Origin of the sequence: Pandoraea anapnoica (genome assembly GCF_902459765.1) — a bacterium.
GTDB classification, from domain to species: Bacteria; Pseudomonadota; Gammaproteobacteria; order Burkholderiales; family Burkholderiaceae; genus Pandoraea; species Pandoraea anapnoica.
The window spans coordinates 12,988-32,064 of sequence record NZ_CABPSP010000020.1; the positions used below are offsets into that span (position 1 = coordinate 12,988).

At 56.0% G+C, this 19,077-nt stretch carries 16 protein-coding genes and 1 pseudogene; 9 read left to right on the forward strand and 8 right to left on the reverse strand.

From position 1 onward, the window contains the following. Positions 1 to 117 precede the first annotated feature (117 nt). The 3 genes from PAN31117_RS25100 (at position 118) to PAN31117_RS25110 (ending at position 1,257) form a co-directional block, all read left to right on the forward strand. Positions 118 to 417, forward strand: coding sequence for a hypothetical protein (locus PAN31117_RS25100; RefSeq protein ID WP_150740587.1), 300 nt, complete (start codon positions 118 to 120; stop codon positions 415 to 417). Between the two features lie 69 nt (positions 418 to 486). After that, positions 487 to 855, forward strand: a complete 369-nt coding sequence (locus PAN31117_RS25105; RefSeq protein WP_150740588.1) for a helix-turn-helix domain-containing protein — start codon at positions 487 to 489, stop codon at positions 853 to 855. A 144-nt stretch (positions 856 to 999) separates the two neighbouring features. After that, complete coding sequence (locus PAN31117_RS25110; RefSeq protein WP_150740589.1) at positions 1,000 to 1,257, forward strand: helix-turn-helix domain-containing protein; 258 nt, start codon at positions 1,000 to 1,002, stop codon at positions 1,255 to 1,257. A gap of 47 nt (positions 1,258 to 1,304) precedes the next feature. Here PAN31117_RS25110 and PAN31117_RS25115 read toward each other — a convergent pair whose 3' ends face one another. Together PAN31117_RS25115 and PAN31117_RS25120 are read right to left on the reverse strand one after the other, a co-directional pair. Next, a complete protein-coding gene (locus PAN31117_RS25115) occupies positions 1,305 to 1,607 on the reverse strand; it encodes a hypothetical protein (protein WP_150740590.1) in 303 nt (100 codons plus the stop codon). A gap of 369 nt (positions 1,608 to 1,976) precedes the next feature. Then, complete coding sequence (locus tag PAN31117_RS25120; RefSeq protein WP_150740591.1) at positions 1,977 to 2,957, reverse strand: DUF932 domain-containing protein; 981 nt, start codon at positions 2,955 to 2,957, stop codon at positions 1,977 to 1,979. Positions 2,958 to 3,071: 114 nt separating this feature from the next. Between PAN31117_RS25120 and PAN31117_RS27280 the strand changes: the two genes are divergently transcribed. The 5 genes and pseudogenes from PAN31117_RS27280 to PAN31117_RS25145 all read left to right on the forward strand — a co-directional run bounded on the left by PAN31117_RS27280 (position 3,072) and on the right by PAN31117_RS25145 (position 7,216). After that, positions 3,072 to 3,209, forward strand: a complete 138-nt coding sequence (locus tag PAN31117_RS27280; RefSeq protein WP_174991110.1) for a hypothetical protein — start codon at positions 3,072 to 3,074, stop codon at positions 3,207 to 3,209. 989 nt (positions 3,210 to 4,198) lie between these two features. Next, a complete protein-coding gene (locus tag PAN31117_RS25130) occupies positions 4,199 to 4,558 on the forward strand; it encodes a hypothetical protein (protein WP_150740592.1) in 360 nt (119 codons plus the stop codon). Positions 4,559 to 4,852: 294 nt separating this feature from the next. Beyond that, positions 4,853 to 5,062, forward strand: coding sequence for an autotransporter outer membrane beta-barrel domain-containing protein (locus PAN31117_RS25135; protein ID WP_150792044.1), 210 nt, complete (start codon positions 4,853 to 4,855; stop codon positions 5,060 to 5,062). A 99-nt stretch (positions 5,063 to 5,161) separates the two neighbouring features. After that, on the forward strand, positions 5,162 to 5,737 hold the full coding sequence (locus tag PAN31117_RS25140) for a hypothetical protein (RefSeq protein WP_246185871.1): 576 nt from the start codon (positions 5,162 to 5,164) through the stop codon (positions 5,735 to 5,737). Positions 5,738 to 6,113: 376 nt separating this feature from the next. Next, a pseudogene (locus PAN31117_RS25145) lies at positions 6,114 to 7,216 on the forward strand (IS3 family transposase). A 61-nt stretch (positions 7,217 to 7,277) separates the two neighbouring features. Here the strand turns inward: PAN31117_RS25145 and PAN31117_RS25150 are convergent. Then, on the reverse strand, positions 7,278 to 7,874 hold the full coding sequence (locus tag PAN31117_RS25150; protein WP_150740594.1) for a hypothetical protein: 597 nt from the start codon (positions 7,872 to 7,874) through the stop codon (positions 7,278 to 7,280). Between the two features lie 1,427 nt (positions 7,875 to 9,301). On the opposite strand from PAN31117_RS25150, the gene PAN31117_RS25155 reads away from it, so the two are divergent. Next, on the forward strand, positions 9,302 to 11,194 hold the full coding sequence (locus PAN31117_RS25155; RefSeq protein WP_174991111.1) for an amidohydrolase: 1,893 nt from the start codon (positions 9,302 to 9,304) through the stop codon (positions 11,192 to 11,194). 947 nt (positions 11,195 to 12,141) lie between these two features. Here the strand turns inward: PAN31117_RS25155 and PAN31117_RS25160 are convergent. The 5 genes from PAN31117_RS25160 to PAN31117_RS25180 all read right to left on the reverse strand — a co-directional run bounded on the left by PAN31117_RS25160 (position 12,142) and on the right by PAN31117_RS25180 (position 18,305). After that, a complete protein-coding gene (locus PAN31117_RS25160) occupies positions 12,142 to 13,530 on the reverse strand; it encodes an LpoB-related protein (protein WP_174991112.1) in 1,389 nt (462 codons plus the stop codon). A 17-nt stretch (positions 13,531 to 13,547) separates the two neighbouring features. Beyond that, positions 13,548 to 14,216 carry a hypothetical protein gene (locus PAN31117_RS25165; RefSeq protein WP_150740597.1) on the reverse strand — a complete coding sequence of 223 codons (669 nt, stop codon included), beginning with the start codon at positions 14,214 to 14,216 and terminating at the stop codon, positions 13,548 to 13,550. An 81-nt stretch (positions 14,217 to 14,297) separates the two neighbouring features. Further along, positions 14,298 to 15,374, reverse strand: a complete 1,077-nt coding sequence (locus PAN31117_RS25170) for a hypothetical protein (RefSeq protein ID WP_150740598.1) — start codon at positions 15,372 to 15,374, stop codon at positions 14,298 to 14,300. Continuing rightward, entirely contained in the window at positions 15,365 to 16,495 is a 1,131-nt protein-coding gene (locus PAN31117_RS25175; RefSeq protein WP_150740599.1) for a hypothetical protein, read from the reverse strand. Before PAN31117_RS25175 ends, PAN31117_RS25170 begins: the two co-directional genes overlap by 10 nt. Positions 16,496 to 17,498: 1,003 nt before the next feature. Continuing rightward, entirely contained in the window at positions 17,499 to 18,305 is an 807-nt protein-coding gene (locus tag PAN31117_RS25180) for a bestrophin-like domain (protein ID WP_150740600.1), read from the reverse strand. Between the last annotated feature and the right edge of the window lie 772 nt (positions 18,306 to 19,077).

Below are 19,077 nucleotides of genomic sequence, written 5' to 3' on the forward strand. Positions count from 1 at the left end.
TGGGAACGCCTGGATAGCTAAGGTAGGAACCGATCCCGAGGCGTTTCGACTTCGGTTTGGTAGCGCCTTGAGGACGACTCGACAGTGGCGAGATGCATCGCAGGACTAATGGGATGCGTGTCGAGTCGCTCCCGCGCAAGCGCCCTGGAGGGGGGGGCTGAAGAACCCACGCAGGACAAGTTGAACTGCATCAGTGCGGCGCTCAACTTGCATCCACTGACTTCGCAGCCTTGCGCGTATATGGAACCCACGGGCATCGACATGCTGAGCTCCAAGTATCTTGAGCAGATGGACATGCGCATTGCGATACTCCTTTCCGAGACAGATCAATTGAAACGCATGGACTTCGAGATCGGGATATCGCGCACTGCGCAAAATGTGAGTGAAACTCGGTTGAATATCAACCTAATTGGTTGATTATCAACCTGTTGGGTCCTTCGAGTCAACGAGATGGTGGTCAACCATTTCGGGTGACCGGGAGGAATCATGTCGAAATCGAATTCGGATGAATTGCAGATCGCAATCGGACGCACTATTGCGCGCCAGCGTTTGGCCAGTGGCTTAACACAAGATGAGGTTGCCGAAAGGCTTGGTGTCGGTCTGGAGGCTGTATCTCGTATGGAGCGAGGAAAAGTCGTTCCGACTGTGGCTCGACTATTTGAATTGGCTGAGGTCTTTCAGTGCGATGCTGCCGATTTGCTTACGGATGCCAGTATTCGGCCGTCGGATCAAGCCAGCCATCTCAGTCGGCTGCTGTCAAAACTGACATCCTCAGATCGAGAGATGATGGTCGAGGTGATTGAGCGTCTTTCGGCGCGTCTAGCCCGGAAGCAATCGGAGCATGGGCGGCGTTAGGCGACGCCGTGAGGATTAATGGGGAGCCTCGTCGGTCGGGGAGGCTTTGTGTTGATAGCGCGGTAGTTGCTTTTGCATGAGAGTTATCGCATTGCGTCATTGCCGGTGCGGCTAGGCGCGAGATGCGGCGGTATGGTTTGCGTCATGTCGCACCCTATCGAAGACCATCGCTACCAGCGCGTCGTGAAACTTCTCGCTCAGTTGAGGAAGTCGCGCCGCATTTCGCAGCAGGAACTTGCGGACCGAATTGGTCGCTCGCAATCTTCAGTTTCCAAGGCTGAGAATGGTTTGCGGCGACTGGATCTTATTGAGTTCCTCGAATATGTGCGCGTGCCTGAAGCCGATCCGCGGGCGATTGTCGAAAGCATTTCGACAGTACCTCTCACCTCACTACGCAGCTAATCGGCGAACCTTCGCGGCAAGCGCCTCTTTCGTCGTTCCGTTCTTCCTCAATACTCACTCGGCAATAGGACGGTCGTGAGCGACCGATCCGCCGACGTGATGACCCAGACCTTGCTCTCGTCCGGCAGTGGGTAGCTTGAGAGCACGCGTCCGCCGACCTGGAGTGCTAACGTATTCAGGTCGCGATCCGCAGGGCATAGCTCCCCCCAGTCGTGATTTGCGTGACGAAAGATAAGCAGGCTCAGGGAGACGTCGGCTTGTTCTATGGCCGTCAACGCACCCGGCGTTGCCACGATTCGACCCAGCGGTAGTCGCAGATCGACGAGGTCATGAGTGGTCTTTCCTTGCATCACTGTTCCATTAAAGATTGACGGCGTGGCCTTCTCGTCGGTGCTGGTGAGGGTTGCTGCGGGTTTGTCCTGAAGCGCCCCACTTGGGGATTCGTGCAAGTTCGTGCAGTCGACGCCCAGTGCTCCGAGCTCGTGTAGGACGTCAGCATGCGAGTAGAAGGGCGGGAATCGATAGGCGGGGCCTCGGCTGAGCTCCACAATGAAATGGTCTTGCGTGTCTCGTGCGATGCGCAGAGCAACACGTCTGTGAGACGCGGGGTTCTTGATGTTTTCCATAGTGCGTGTGGTCCCGATGAGTCTGAAATGCAAAGAGCCCCGTTGGCGTTGCCAACGGGGCTCTTTGCTCTTCTGCTTGGGTACTGGGGTGCTCTAGGCGACAAGCTTCACGACTTCATTCCAGGCATCTTGCTTTATGGTGGCTCCTTGTCCAAACCACGCGGCGTCTCTCCGATGGTCAGGCGACTTTGCGCGCCGATGATGGTCGACGTACTCGGTAACGGAGTTGAGCAAACCCCACGCGGTGCCTTGAGCGGAAGGAAAGTCGGCACCCAGCCCTTGCCCTTGATAAAGGTGGGAAATCGCTTTGATTGCACGCTCGTTGACGGTGTTGGAGTCCGCGTGCGCGCGGCTAGCGGTTCCCGAGGTTCCAGTTGAATACGTCATGACCTTTCGCAAAATGGATTCCGCATCCGAGCTTGTGATCTTGCGGTTTGCGAGCGCATGCGTCTGGGAGATGAAGGTCTCCCACGACGACACGGCGATTCCCAACTGACGCTTAACTGCCTGCGCGTTGAACTGCGAGCGGTGAGGGACTTTGACCGTCCCTGTGCCGTCCTGAAGCGCGATCGCAAGCGTGTTGTTACATACCACCCGAACGGACGTGAACTGCGCGGTCGTGGCGAGTGTTCCGTCACACGCGGTCGCTAGCAGGAGGTAACCGTTGACTTCGTCACGACCCTTGAGTGCTGTCCGATGGCCTGTGCGCGCCAGTGCCCAGAACTTGCGCCCTTCCTTAAGCACGCCAGCGGTTTCAAGCTGGAAGCCGCCCACGTCAGTCAGATCCCGGTAGAACTCGAGGATCTCCTGCGGCTGAACCACCTGATAGCGCTTGGAGACGACCGCCAAAGGTGTTTTCGTATCAGACCGGTACAGCACGCGTTGCCCTTCAAATTTTCGAATTGTGGTTGTCGAGCCGTCATCATCGGCGTACCGAACGTCGGTTGTCTCAATTCGCCAGTTCATCCCGGCTTGGTCTGCCCAGACATCGAGTGGTTGATTCAGGGTCAGGCGGTTTCCTAGTCCGTGCCAGGGTTTTTCATTGACATATGCCATGGATTGCACAAGGTGCATGTGAATTCTCCGAAGGTTCGAAAGGGAATGCTGGATTTGGCGGCGCTACTCGGTGGCGCGGATTTGTGAGGAGAAGCTGAGTGTGGCGGGCTAGCGTGATGAGACGGCAAATTGATGGCCGCAATCGAGGCACTCCCGATTGCCGAGGACGTTTTCGTCCACAACATCGCCCACAACTGCGCCAGCCGCACAACCGGCAGCACCTGCGACGAGCCCGGCAACCACGGCACCGGCTACGCCCCCGACGAGTGATCCGATGGGTCCCCCCACCAGTCCGACCGTCGCACCTACCTCCGCTCCGGAGAGGGTTGTCGCTATTCCGCTCGCCGCGCCGGCAACCGCACCGATTGCGCTTCCCGCTTTTCGCCCGACATTTCGATGAGCGACGCGCTCGGAGCGACATCGCGGGCAGTAGGGCTTATTCTTGGCCCCCGGTTCCTGTTTGTGCCGCTCGGGCTCATGACCAAAGTGGTGCCCTGATGCATGAGACGACGTGCTCCGGGGGTGTTCACATGAGAGCGCTTGCGTTGAGCCCTTCTTGTCGGGCCGAAATTGCGCGATTATTGCCACCAGTGTGCGGCGAGTCGCGACGGAGAGGCTTGCAATCCTTGGGCCGTTCGTTCGACGGAGCGGTCTGAATTGCAGCCAGGCGAAGAGGAGCGTGGCGGCCATGGTCATAAATGAGGGGGAAGTTTTGATGCTCAGCTCGTTCATAAGTGCTTCCGTTGTGCGTTCATGCTCGATTGCATGGACGAAGACGGACATCTGTCCTATCTCGAGTTGGTGATATGTGGCTGAAAATTTCTGGAATTCGCCCGAAGGCATGTTGCAACGGCCGAAGAGCGCGGAAGCGGGTTCGATTGTCAGGCGCGATACCTTGAAAATTCCCACAAACCGGGCAGTTTCCGCCGCCAGGGTGTGAGATGGCACGCTGCGGAGCAGTCATTTGCAGGTTGCAACGCTGAACACTTGGCCTGTGCCATGCCGCCCGCCGCAAGAGCTGCTTCAGGTGCGAAGGCCTGCGGTCGAGCCGAAACTCGTGTGGCAAGTGACTTTCGAGCTCCCGCCGATCACAGCAATCAGTAGTCGCAAGCGGTCGTTACTACGGTACATCGTGGACTTTGTCGGTTAGTGCCCATATGCGACGGAAATGGGTGATGCTAATGGTGCGGTGTAATAACGAGTCGACTTATGCGGCAACTGAAGCTTGCGCGGAACGTGACGGTTACTGAGGTGAGGAAGTGAAAGATCTCATTTTGGATTGCATGGACAAGGGCGAGTGGTACAGCAGGCCGGTATTAGCGAATATCTGCGGCATTTCCCGTCGGTGCGTTGATCTGGTCGTTGAGGAACTCATGGATGATGGCCTACTCGTCGAGCGTAAGGTCTCGCGTGCATATGAGTATCAGCTTGCCGTGACTCGGGCCAGATTGCAGCCGGTAGCGGTCCCGGGTCATGCCGACATTGCCGAGCCAACGAGAAGCGAAACAACGGTCGACCTAGCAATAGCGGGACCAATCCATTCTCCGGCGTGGAATCCGATGACGGGGTATGGTGAGGAGCTCAGCCTGCATCAGCAATTGTGCGAAGAGGCGAGGTGAACGGGGATTGGCCGGCCGGGCCAGCTTTGCACGCGGTCGCCACGGCTACGGGAGGGCGTGATCGGTTGGCTCGACGCGCTGGTTGTAACCTATAACGTAGCGACGCTAAGCTTGATTGCTCGCCAAGGCCGAAATGATCCCGAGCCATTGAGTGATCTCGAGTGTGCGCCTACCAATACGAACCCTCTCATTCCGCTGGTATTGCTGCGCGGAGCCATCGTAGTCCTCGGTGAGAACTACTGAGACGTCGAAGTAAGTGTGATTTTACGGAAATTTCACAAGGCTTATCAGGATATGCTCGGAGGGTCGTCGGTGAGTGTGGCGGGTGTGAACTTTGACACGAGGACCGATAGGACGTGGATGGGAGCCGGTGTGGGTGGCTCATATTCGTGGGCGGATAACAAGTACACGGAGTATGGCGAGCGCTCGGTGAGCGCGTCGGTCAATCACTTCGATGGGAACTACAACGCGAAGGCCAATCTCGGCTTCAGAATGAAGTTCTAATTCCCGAAGGATTGCGACAAGACAATCAGGTCCGCGACCATTGCGCCAACGTCAAACCACCGTTCTCCGCCCCACCTACAGATGAAGGAACTAACTACCATGTCATCCGTTCGGGCCCAACTAGATCGAATTCGCGTCTGGGTTCGGCACCACGCCGACCACTTCAGGCGAACAGACTTTTGGCCAGGCTGGGAGTTAAAACAAGCCGCGATTGTCCTCGCGGCTTGGGCGCTTCCCGCGATAGCTGGAGTCATCGCAACGGACTGGCTCAGTAGCCACCTGTCAGTCAAATATCTGCAGATGTCAGTGCAGGAAGGCATTGGGCCACATATCTGGAATGTCTTCGCTGTTCTTGGGATAATTTTTGCCGCTTTGTTGATAGCGGCCCCTCGTCAAAAATGGCTCGCGATCGCTGCATATCAGGTATTGCAGAACACATATGCCCTCGGCGCGTTGATGTTTGGGCTTTTGCTCGGCCAATGGATTTGCGTCACGGCTCCTGAAAACGACATTTTTCTTATCACGGCAACGAGCCTGGTGTTCGTCTTTGCGTTTTGCCTAAATTTCTCTATTTGGTACGTGGCGTTTCTCGTGTCGCCAGCCCGCTTGGATGCTGGCTTCAGGCATTCCATCGCTCAGATGAAGCCGCAGCTCCGCCTGCCGTCGCCTTCTTAATCTTGCTAATCGCGATGACTTCACTTTGCGTGCATCTGGATAAATAACTTGACCAGAACTCCGTCCGACGTTTTTTCAGAGGCTGTGGACTCATGCAGCGGCTTTGACGTGTTCTCCAACAACGTGCCGATACCGTTTGGCGTGTAACCACGGCGTGTAACAAGTGCGACGGGGGCGGTAGAACGCTGACGAATATGGCCGACGCTACAGGACGAGAATCGTGAGTAGTCGGCTGCCCGGACTTCCTCGGAATTCGAGGTTAGTTGCGCTAGGCTGGGATGTAACGTGTACCGTACTGACCTCCCCCCGAAAAACCGTAGCACCGAAAACTGGAGATTTCTGGCAAATTTGAAGCCCTGACGGGCGGGAGGTTTGCATGAAGAAATCGAAGTACACAGAAGAGCAGATCGCGTTTGCGCTGAAACAGGCCGAACTGGGTACGACGGTGGCGGAAGTTTGCCGGAAGATGGGTATTTCGGAGGCCACGTTCTACAACTGGAAGAAGAAGTACGGCGGTCTCGGCGTTTCGGAGCTGCGCCGGCTCAAGCAGTTGGAAGAGGAAAACGCCAGACTCAAGCGCATGGTGGCGGACCTAAGCCTGGACAAGCAAATGCTGCAGGAGGTGGTGCAAAAAAGCTGTGAAGCCGGCCCGCAAGCGCGAGCTGGCTGACTTCTTGATGCAGGCGTATCGGGTGAGCATCCGACGAGCAACGGCAGTGTTGCAACTGCGTCAGGCCACGTATTTTTATCGACCTCATCCCCGCGATGACCGTGCTGAGCGGCGGCGTATCCGGGAGATCGCCGAAACGCGAATACGTTATGGTGCCGAACGCATTCATGTTCTGCTACGACGCGAGGGCTGGCTGATAAATCACAAGAAGACGTACCGGATCTACTGTGAGGAGGGGCTGAATCTTCGGCGTAAGCGGCCTCGGCCTCGGTGTCGTGTCGCTGCCGCACACCGCATGGAGCGACCCGAAATCTCTACGGTGAATGCCTGCTGGAGCATGGATTTCGTGGCCGATCAGCTGTTCAACGGACAGAAAATCCGGGCCTTAACTGTGGTCGATAACTTTAGTCGGGAGAGCTTGGCGATCACCGTCGATTACGCCTTGAGGGCGGCCGATGTGGTGGCAACGATGGGGCCTGAAAGCGCTGCGAGGCGCCCCGAAACGGATACAGGTCGACAATGGGAGCGAATTTATTTCTCATGCGCTGGATCACTGGGCGTATGAAAATGGCGTAACCTTGGACTTCTCCCGTCCGGGCAAACCCACGGACAATCCGTTCATCGAGTCGTTTAACGGCAGTTTTCGGGATGAATGTCTGAATGTGCATTGGTTTCTGTCATTGGACGATGCCCGAGAAAAGATCGAAGGCTGGCGACAGGATTACAACGACTTCAGGCCGCATAGCTCACTAGGCGATCTGACTCCGGGTGAGTTCCGACTTGCCCACCTTGACGCCGGAGATCTCTAGGCCAAGGTGCTCAGTTATCCGGGGGGGAGGTCACTACGTGATTGGACTCTAAATCGTCGCGCTACTCAAATCGGGGGTGACGTCGCTCCGTCGTGCTCTCCAATTCTTGCAATGCAAACGAATGGACGTGAACGACATTGCCTGCGAGAGGGAAAATGGCCAGTGCTTGCGTTCGCAGTTGCACTTCACTGAACAGCCATTCTTTTCGTGCCATCCGTCCGCCGTAGATTGCAACCGATGCCGTCTGTTCATTCTTCCATGCGATCTCGAATGACCGTCCGCCAACTAACTCTACAACCAGCGACTCCGCGACTATCGCCACGTAACGATCATTGTCATCCACGGCGTAGACATTCGCCGAGGCCAAGCTCAGTTCGCCAGCGGGACGTGGCTGGACCGTGACCAGATTACTGGCACACGGCACAATCGATAGCCCGTATGGGCGAACGGGTCTCTCTCTTTCGGATGCTTCATCGCGTGGCACTCGGCCGCCCCACACCTGGATGGACGGCGGTCGAGGATCGTCCGCATGTTGCCGCCACGTGAACTCAAGCGATTGGCCATTGGAAAACTCGATGAGCAGTGAAGCTGCAGGCACTCGCGAGAGTTGTCCACGGACATCCACCGCCAGTACATTGACCGAATTGTCATCTGTCATTGTGAAACACTCCATAGTGGATCAGGCGATTAACTCGACAGTCGCTCGCTCCAGCATAGCGGTATACCTTGTCCCATATCCTTACGCGCCTAGGATGTATCATTGAGACGATGGAATTTTCTCGGCACACGGGGAGATTGCTTCTCGTCCCTTCAGCGCGCGTAGTTGCTTCCAACTCGAGCGGGGGCATGCTTGGGGCTTCTCTTCTGGCATACACCATACCCGAAACGTACTGACACGTTTCTCGGCCAAACACTGATCGAATTTCTCAATACCCAAATATCTGGGTGGCAACACAGCAAGGCAATTTCCAGTGGCCGTCGCCAGTAATATCAGAACAGGAACATGTGAACGCACTCGGTTGATTGCGCACAACATTAAGTACCGATTCACGGCAAGCATCTCACGACCTCCCCAACAAAAATCAAAAAAACGAGCCCTCGGAAATAGCGTTACCGACGCCATCGGAGGACTCGACGCCGCGTATAGCACCGTCGAAGGTTTCGTATTCACTATTTCCATGAACGACAGCATATAGGGTATGGCAAGCAGTCTCCAGGCCACTCGAGCTCTAGCGAATCGTGTTGATGTTCTAGACTAATTTTTTCGTTATCCACATTTTCGGTGGACAAGGCTGTGCATAAGTCATGCGAAGGCCGAGAAATAGGTGCTGCCAATCCGCTGCTCGTGAATTGAGCAGACGCGGATAAAGATAGGGGCGACATTGCGGGCGAGAGTGTTGGGCTTTTGAAAATGCGGCGTCTGCGTTTGAGTTTCGGTGCGGCATTTACGTTGAGGAGGCGTTGGGATGTCGACAGCGTAGAGCCAGCACTAGAATCGGCGCTAATCGACTGGTGAGAACTCGTTCACGTTCTCAGGCGCTGCGTCGAAATACGAACTCAGGGCGTCGAGCTGATGTGCCGTGTTGGGACTTGTCAGGATAGTCCCGCCTGGCTGCCAATGGCTGGGCTGACCCCGCTCTCCGGAGACGCGGTATGCGCCGACTGGTGGAACTTGTCATTTACGGCTCAGTGATTTATGCCCTGGTCCGGGTTGAGATACGCATTCTCGGTGAGAGTTCACCGCATTCTCCCATCGCCATGCCGACATTGGTGGCAAGTATCGCAAATGACTTTTTCCTCGCGCTCACAGTGCTCGGTGTGATAGTCGCTGTGGGACATTGGCTACGCGCCACGCTCAAGCGAAGGTACCGATCGACGTCTGAACAGGGACGGATACTGAGCGCGCATTCGCAAGTGCCCATTTCGGACGAGCACCAAGGCTCTTTGAGGACCGAAGAAATACAGGATGCCTGAGGCAGGCGTGCCCAGATGACGGCTCCTGTCCGACCACCACTTCCGTAGTATTCAATTCTGATTTTCGTAATGCTGTTCAAACGAGGGCATCCCTCGAGACAGGAGCGACAAATGTGTCAAGCATGCGTAGGTAATTTCTTTGGTCGGCTGGGCGCGCTCAGCGGTCTCAAATCTTCAAACTCCTTCTCGCGCCGCCGGTTTCTCGCTACCGCAGCGGGCGCCGGGCTGATCTTACCCTCTATGGCATCAGCTTACGCAAAGGGGAGTGGGGGTGGGGGAAGTGCTGTACAGATTGATTACATTTTCCGCGGCGGGCCGATCATACCGTTGGCGAGCAAGTCGACTGCGGACGGCCCTTTCCACGATTGGGCGGTTGCCGTAAAGGGAGAACGTATTGTGGCCGCAGGGCCTGAGAGCGAAATCATGGCGCAGAAGTCCGCCTCGACCCAAGTGATTGATTTGGCCGGGCGCTCACTTCTTCCTGGCTTCATCGACCCTCATCAACACACCGTTACCGGCGCGCTTATTAAGTCTGTCTTCACGTACTGCGGATATAGTCCGATGAAGCCGGAAGCTCCCAAGGGCTATCCGAATCGAAAGGCGGTCATCGATCTCATTGCGAAGCAGGCCAGTCAAACGCCTCCGGGGCAGTGGCTCCTCTTCTATGCTTACGACAACCTATTGCAGGGCGATGGAATGCATGGGGGAGGGGGCGATTTTTGGATGCCTGATCTGGATGCCATTTCCACTCAGCACCCGATTCTCGTCTATTACATCAACATGCATACCGCCGCGGGAAATAGTACGGCCTTCAAAGCGGCGGGCATCAGCACAAACACCGATGCTGGTGACCTGAACAAAAAGCTCATGGCGAATGGCGGGGGGCACTTCGGCCAAAACCCGAACGGTACGCCAAATGGGGTCATTTATGAAATGCCGGCGCTTGCGATGTTCAGCTCCGCAATTCCTCCGGAAAAGTTGACGCCGGAGAACGCGGGCGCGGCGGTCGCTGCCTGGCTTGCAACAAATGCGTCGTACGGCAACACGTGCATCCACGAGGCCGGACTTCTTTTGCCAGGCGCCGGCGGAGACAACTTGATTGGCGACTACATGGCCGTGGCGAACGAGGCGTCGTGCCGGGCGTCGGTTAGCCTGATGGTCGATTCGCCGGAGAGTCTTAAGGCTGCCGAGCCGTACAAAAAGTTTGGCTACGGTGCAAAGGCCACGCGTATTCCGAACACGCAATTTTCGATCTATGGCATGAAGGTGGTTGGTGATGGATCGAATCAAACGAGAACAGCTGCACAGCGAGCTCCATATCTCGATGGGACGAATGGCACCCCCAATTACACACCGGAAGCGCTTAAGGAGTTGGTAGCATCAGTCAAAGCTGCGGGATGGCCGCTGTTGATTCACTGTAACGGCAGCCAGACCATCGACAATGCACTTGATGCCATTGAGGCTTCATATGGCGCGCATCCTTCCTCGGGTGTCAATCGTATTGAGCACTGCACCATGGTGACATCCGATCAGCTTGATCGGATGGCGCGACTCGGTGTACAACCCAGTTTTCTGATGAACCATGTCTACTTCTACGGTGCGGCCTATCGTGACCAACTGTTTGGGCCTCGGCGTACTGTAGACATGGATCCCGCTGGCGGCTGTGTGAGTCGAAACCTACCGTTCACGCTCCATACGGACGCTCCGTGCTCGAACCTTGGAACGCTCCAGCTTGTGCAGACGGCTGTGACCCGTCAGTGCAATATTGACAGCTCGGTTATCGGGAAAGCGCAAGCCGTCTCGCTGACCAATGCACTTCGAGCGGTTACGAATTTTGCGGCAGGGCAGATTGGCATGGCAGATGAGCTCGGATCGATTGAGGCGGGCAAGCTTGCCGACTTTGCGATTCTCGAGAGCGACCCGTACGCGGTTGATCCTACCAAACTCATGGACATCAACGTGAGCGAAACGTGGGTTGGCGGCCAGAAGAAATTTGCTGCTTAACGGATGGCCGCTTCGCCTGACGCATAAGCGGTCGGTCCCCTTCGTGCTTGCCCTAGTCAAGAGGGCGCGGAGGGGATCGCGCCGCATTCATTTTAGCGATCGATGAGGTCCACACGTATATAGGTGGAGGGAAACGCAATGGAAATTTTGCGATACGTTGGCGGTAGCGTTCTTGCCGTGTCATTGATGATACTTTCGGCAGCGGCGTCCGCCAGTGAGTGCCATCTCGCCCGGACATATCGGAAGACCGAAGACTCGGCAAAAATTGTCAAGCAAGCGCGTCGCGCGAACGCTGAGCGGAATTGCCTGAATGCTGCGAGCAATGCGACTCCCAGCGGTAACCTTGCAGCCAAAACATCTCGTACCAACGAGAAAAAGCGCTGAGTGAGGTATTAGCGTCTCGGTACACTTTTACCTCATAGTCCCCCCGCCCCCCTCATTTCCAAGGGGAGTCTGAATGCACGTCCGAAAGTTGTGTTCGATCCTCTCTTCGCTGTCGCAGCGGTCTGTCAAGCGCCGCATGGCTTGGCGTCGCCGAACGCCGAATGATGTAACCAGTACCGAAAACCCTCATCATCGGGAGCAGATGTACGGAGACGATATTGGCCCGCGCAGAGGGAGAAGGTCACCATAAGGACGGTGCGAACTCACTGGCTGTGGCTTTCTCGTAGTTGACAAATGCGTGCGTGGCATTGTTCCGCGCGAGAACTTTTCCTCAATTTCTGTCGCCTGCTTGGTCCGCTACAGTGCTACTGACTGGGGATTATTTCGAAACGTGAGGGTGGCGATTGAGTTTCCATTGCACGTCAGCGGCGTTTTTGGAATTCGATTGTATGGTCGGAAGCGCTGGGCCTACTCTGAGAGTGCCCAAGTGCCAGTTCCATCCCAAAAGGAGGGGGGGCAGCGCTGGTCGACCTTATTTCTTTTCGTCGATTGCCGTGTATGTTTTACCAGTCGTCGTCTCGCTCAGACGCAGCGGAATCTTTCCCTCTGTGAGTAGATTTTCCCTTTCGCTGAGTGCCCGCGCTTTGACGTTGGTTGTCTGGCGGGGCGACGCTCGCAACTTGTTGGCGCAATTCAAGGTTACCGTCAACTAGCTCGTCGGGCGAGATCTTCATGTTTTCAAGATGCCCGTACGATAATGTTTGTGCCACCCTGTCAACGACGACGGTACAGCACTCTTGCTCTGTACGCCCGAGCATACGTCCGGTCTGAGGATCTTTGATGGCCTTGCCCAGGGAGACGACTTGGTAAGAGGCCCCGACTTTGACCGACTGCCCTCCCTGACTGAGCACAACGTTTATGCCATCGCGCGACGCGATGCTCACCGGAAAGAGCTGAACCAGAATACTAGAGACGACTTTCGACGCGATTGAATTCTCGATCGAGCTCGTGCGCCCATCCGCGAGTTTGGAATTTTGATCAACGGGCGTCGTGTCGCTAAGCAGCACTTCGGATGTCGTGACATTGACCAACTGCTGAGAAATCGACCATTCTCCTCGGCCCCTGACTGCGCTTCCTTCGTCTAAAGCGTTGGTCGGCGAAAGCGCATTCAAGCGGCCAACCCACACAAGATCTGCGCCAACTCCCTGACCAAGCTTTGAAAACTGGTCAGGCGAAGCTTGGCCGTTAGCGATCCGCTCCAACTCCGCGTCAATTTCGGGGGTGGCACCGTGCTCAAGAACGATGAACCGGCCGCTCTGCGTCAGTGCGTCGGTGATACGTTGGCGAACCAATGTCGCTTCTCGATTCAGTGCCGGTGTGACATTGCCGCTGATTCGGATGGGAGCCACGATAATTCGTGGGCGGCCTTCACTATCCGGACCTTTGAATTTTGCGACGTTAGCCTCAATGACGGCGTGTATTGAGCTGTCTGAGGACGACTCGCGTCGGAGTTCGGTCACCCGAAAATCTGATATCGCCCCCCGACTTTCCTGTTGCACCAACTCGGCGAACCCACTCGACTGCAAATCTACCATCGACCTTCCAGTCGAGACAGTTAGAGCGGCCCTAAATTGAGAAGATGCGAGATCCAGCGTCGTGCCGTTCACCTGCATAATGGCTTGTCGTAACGCTTGACTCAGCGCCTCATCTGGGCTCGCCCCTATACCTTCGGCGCGAACGTGAACGTGTGTTACGGTGCCTATGTTTGTTGCGGGAGCGGACGAATCACTTTGCGAAGTCGAACCAGATGCGGGCGCTGGCACGATAGCCGACACCGTGACCTCCTCGCTGTGGTGGTTGAGTTTGTCACAGCCTGCTAGCGTTACAAGCTGCATTCCGACCGCCAATGCGACGGCAGTAGAACGCCAGGATCCTTGTGAAATCATCGACATGCCCGCGCCCGCGCTCATTAGAACTTTGCCGACAGTGCTGCTGTTGCGTCCTTCGGCACCGGAATATCCTGGCTGGTGGCGAATGCCGCCGCCGTCTTCAGTGTCGATCCCAGATTGCTCACTTGTTTCGGGGTCTCTGACACGATGTATGTGCCGGTTGAAAGCTTTTTCGTCACAGCCATCTTATCCATGACGGACGAGCTCTCGAGTTGCGCCTTAGCTTCATTCGAGAAATCGGTGATCTTGCCATGCAGGCCCGCGTATCGAAGAATTCCGCTACCCAGATGTTGCATCCCCTCGGAATAGGCCTTCTTGCTTGACGCATCCATCTGAAGATTGCCGGCCTTGAACTGTTCCTGCAAGGCGATCGACGTATCGCTCATCATCTTGTCGGAATCCTGCAGACTGTCTTTCGTGGCACCGCTGCCGAGGGATTCAGCGGTGGCCTTCGCCTTGGCGGAGAGCTCCTTCAGTCCGACGGCGTCAGCCAGATACGATTGTGCAATGAGGACCTCACGGCCGGCATCAGCATAACTCGAGACAAGAGCGGCTTGCGCCCCGCTTGCGTCGGCAGCGGGCGCACTATTCTGCGTGCCGGTTGTCTTCCCCGAAAATGACGGGAACGCGTGAGCACCGTTCACGAGAAGCATTGCAACAGCAGCCGAGGCGAGGGTTTTCTTGAGCATAAATTTTCCAAGGAAATGATGAGGGAATTGCACGACCGCCCATTGGTTAACCTAAGCGCTTGAAGCGGTCGAAGTTGGCAACTAGCGAACTTGCGCGTTGTTCATTTGTGCCATTAGTTCGCGTGCGGCGGAATCGGCGGCCTTCTTCAAGGCATTGGTCCGCGCTACGCTGGTGTCCGGCCCGGTCCCTGAAAACTGAACAGGGCCCACTGCGGATACAGTTCTTGGGAAATCAGAGGTGACGTCGACCAATTTTGCAGTCACGCTCACGTAGACGCGGGCGAGACCGGTTACGTCGTCTGTGTCTTGCATTCCCACGTCGAGCGTGCCTAAAGCGAGGTACGGAACGTGAGCCGTCCTCAATCCCAGAACGGCTTCTCGCATCGTCGACGGCTGAATGTCGTCGCCATTCTGGTAATCCTTCGCCAAGGCGCTCATACGAAGGTGTCCGCCGGAGGACGGTTCAACATATTCAGCATCGACCACTTGAAATCCCGACTGGGCGAAGACGCCGGTAACGATGGTGCTCAGATTGCCCGATGGCAAAATGCTCCAGGACACCTGATCGGCCTTTCGAGTTCGGCTGCCGCCGCTTTCAATCGATACGGAAGCGTTCCCGGAATATCCGCTTCGAGTCGACTTTTCGCTTGCATGCTCCTTGATGTCGGCGCGCTTATAGACTCGATCGTCGTACGATTTCACCGACGCCTGTTGCCGTGCGACGAAGAGAAACGTGAGAGGGGAATGAGGCGAATTGGTCGCCATGCTTCCCGTGGGTGACGTTCCCTTTATTGCGTTGCGCAGTTTCGCTACGTTGATGTCGACTCGGACAACGGCTGAGTACATGTGCGCATCTGTCTTGTCTGATTCGCTAACGAGTGTTGAACCCAAGATGAACTTGTCGAGGTTCTCGGACACCTTTGCTTCAATCGCGTCGAAATTCTCGGATTGCGATTCTCCATTTTCGGCATAGTAGCGCTCGATCGCATTGATCTGCGCATCGTGGAATGCCTTGGTCTTCACGTCTGAGTTCGCGCCGCTGGAAAATAGCGAACCGTCGTACTTGACGCTGGCCATTCCTTTGCTAGTGACGACTTGTGCTGACGCCGCAACGCTGACAAACATCAGCGTTGATAACATACGACGAGCTATTTGCATGACTTCAAGACTCCTCGGGTATTGTCAATCTGATTCTTGATGTGCTCGCCGGAGGCCGCCGCAGACAACCAATCGCTGTTGTCGCCTGCCAGGGCGCTCGCCAACTTGTCAAACAGCCCGCGCGCTGACTCGGCGTAGGCGGGAAGGTCGTCGACTTGCGACTGTGTAACCGGGACGTTCTTTACCTCGCCGTTCTTGAAGTCCGCATCAAGGTAGGTTGTCCCGGACATGAGCTCCGCGAGCTTGATGTGGCTGTAAGTCGCGTAGATGTAGCTGCTTCCCGCGCTACTGCTTCCGTAGTCGACCCGTTTGAAGCCTTTCAAATCAATGTCGACCGAGTAATCGGGTGCCGGCAGCTTCAAATTGAAAATGTCACCATCGGAAAAGCGCATTGCCATCGCATTCCCGATGGCGTATCCGGCCGAGTACGGCAGCATCGGCACTTGGCTCTTATTCAGCATGGCTTCGCTCATCATGTCGGCCAGCCAAGCCTGCGCGGCACCGGGGGCTTGAAGCGCAGACGGGAGATGTGCCAGTGCAGCGTCAGGGATGCCGACGTGGGCCACTTGCAAGTACTTCGACCCCGAATCCGGTAGGGCTGCCTTAGACATCACTTCCGCGTAGCGAGAAAATAGGCCGGGTTTTCCCGTGTCGCCTAAGAGCAAGCGAAGAACGCGATCGCGTGACTCCTGCTTAGTTGGGACGTGATCCATCACATCCAAGTAGGTTGCGGCCAACGGATATGCACGAACGATCTTCATTGCCCGGAAATCAAAGACCAGTGCTTGAGCGCGAAGACCGACAAGCACTTTGTGCATGTCACCAAAGCGCTCATCCGAGATCGTCTCGTTGGTGATGACCAATGCGGTAGCTAACGCTTGGTCCGATCCGTTAAGTGACGCCATCCCCGCATACTGCATAGCGAAATTCTGAGGGGGATGGGCCTTCAGTTCGGCGATGATGGTCTTTCCTGCCGGATTTCCTGACTCGCGTAGCGAAGCGTCAAGCGATCTGGTGACGGGGTAGCGGGCGTCAATCTGTGCTGCGTCGCCCGCATACGCTAAACCGGCGAAAGCGACAGTTTGGTCTGCATGAGCGGCAGTTCCGATGAGGAGTGCCATTGACAAGGCAAGCCCTCTCAGAGCGGGAATGCAGGACTTGCAGCCTGACTCACGGTTGATGCTTCGAGGCTCAAACGCTTCCATTGTTGGTGCAGAGGAGCAAAGCGAGAAAATCTAACAACGTTTCCGCTGCGATCACATGAGGTTTGCCGCATATGCCGGCCTGGGAGCCGGTAGTTCCGGAGCCGTCACACGCAGGATGGACAACAATCACGGGCTAGCGACTGGCGTTGTAATTCTGCTGGTGGTGTCGAAAAGCTTGTCTTTTTCTTCCGGTGCGGAAGATGCACGCTAATCGGCCCCACGCCACATGGCAGTCATTCCGGTAGCGCCTATGGCCCAACAATGACTCGGATGGCACCTGGGTTGTCCCCGCCTTTCCCGTCGGCCGAGTCACATTCGTCGCCACCGCACGTGGCGAGGAAGTGGACATTTCTCGCACCGCCGGAGACTTGTGTCCACCATAGCCCGTCGTGCCGCGTTCGCTTGAAGGAAGGGTTTACAAACCTTTCATCAGCCTCGAACTCCCCGCGCCACTCGACGCCTTTTGTCGCGGACGTACAATCGTCGAATAGGCTACCGCTATCTCGTAATTCGATGGGGGAAGAAGACTCCCCTGGCATGACCCGTATTGTCTCCGGACCGTGCTCATGCATGCACTCGTCTCCGGCATAGGTCAACGTCAATTCACTTTTCGTTATGTTCGTGAATGTCACATGGTAGGCATGCTCTGCGTGCGCAGTTGAAAGGCTCGCGAATGCCGCAAGCGCGAGCGCGCAACGAACGATGACAATGGTTCTCAAAGCAATTTCCGATAAAAGAAGGCGTTTCAGGAGTTCGTGGATAGCGCTTGACGAAAACGCTAGGGCGAGTCGACCCGAGGAATTGGTGGCAGAGTGCCTGAGCGTTTTGGGGCACACGCTCAGGCGCACTTCGCTTCTGTTCCAATATCCTCCGGCGCAGATATGGCAGACGATGCGCCAACACTTGGGCGCGCCTAGGTTCACGGTGCCACAACTGTATTGTGGTTTGCGCCATCCGACGCAATGCTCGCTGCCAACGCGGTTAGGTTTTGCGGTACAACCCGAATAAAGCCTCCGCGCGGGCTATCGATGTCGGCGATGAGCGAAATTGACAGCGAAGCGCTAAGGGGCAAGATCAGCAGACTCAGGTTTCTTTTGAGAGCTCCGCGAGACATGTAGCCCTGCATGACACTCGATAGGAGGGCGATTATCAGTAGCAGCGCCCAGACGCCAGCAGGAATGCGATTTCGCCACGCGGCTTGCGTGTAGCCCTGAGTATTGAGCACCTCATTAACACTCGCAATAACTAGCGCCATGACCGGATCCGAGCGCTTCTGCCCGATTGGCGAGACTGCGCGCCATAGTTGATCTTGTAGCGTGACAGTCTCGTGCGCGACGGCGCGGAGCCCGGCCTCGTCAGACGCTCCGTAATCGCGGATTCGTAAGTCCAAGTACGCAAGAAGAGTTGCCTTTATTGAGGCGCTGACCTCGCCATCAAGCAGGTCGGCGCGCAGATATGCCGTACTGATTGCGCTCGCTTCCTCTTGCTCGTCGTGCTTTCGATTGTCGTATCGGGACACAAACATCGACAGCGTAAACCCAACCAAAAGTCCGAACAATGTTAGCGTCGCAGCATGGATCACATTGAAGTTCTCTCTTGCCGGCGCATCAAGTGGTGCTTTCTCGCGAAGCAAAAATGCCCCGACCATTGTGGCGATCACCATCGAAAAAAACAAAATCAGAAATAGCGTGGCGGGATGACTAACGATTCTTAACGAAATTGACATGTCGAATCAGGCGCGAACGCGCAAAGTAATTCTCAAGCCCTCGACAAGGACGATCATCCGAGGCCTCCGCGACATCTGCGCCACTGCTTCGCCTCCAACTGATGCCACATGTGCGCCCGGTTCTGTTCGTCGACAGACATGCTTCGCACCGAGTGATGTACACGAAGGGCTGAGGAGGAAGCGCATCGTTTCCGATCCGATGATTCGGTGCACTCTCTCGAATGACGTAGCTATTGGCTTAGCGCATGGACGATTGCTCCGCGTGACACGAGTTTGCGAATCCAAAATATCCCGTTGAGTGGTCGAATGTCGTAGCTGCAGCAACTTTGCGCTACTGGCGCCGCACGTCGTACGCCATAGGTTCATCCCGAGTTAAGCAATCGAGGGCGCGTTGAAGATGAACGTCTGTTAGCGCTCGTCGTTTGCCCCACTTGTCATTGCCTGTCGGAGGATTGGGGGATTCGAACTCATGCGTCGCACACACGCTAGCAAATCTCGATGGCGCCAGGCTTTGAACTTCAGGCAGGTTCATTTGATTCTGCGATGGAAATTGAGATTTTCCGCGGTGCTTACTGACAGTTCGGTCCCGTGACGCTTGCGCAATCATTTGTAAAATTTGCTGCGATGCAAAATACCTTCGAGACGCGTATGCTTGCGACCTTCGTTGACGCCGCCGCGCATGGCGTCCCCTCCCTCAAGCATTAATTTGTCTTGAGTTGCGCTTCGCCATCCGTGGGCGTGCTGAGTCTGGTTCGCCGCACACTGCGCGGAT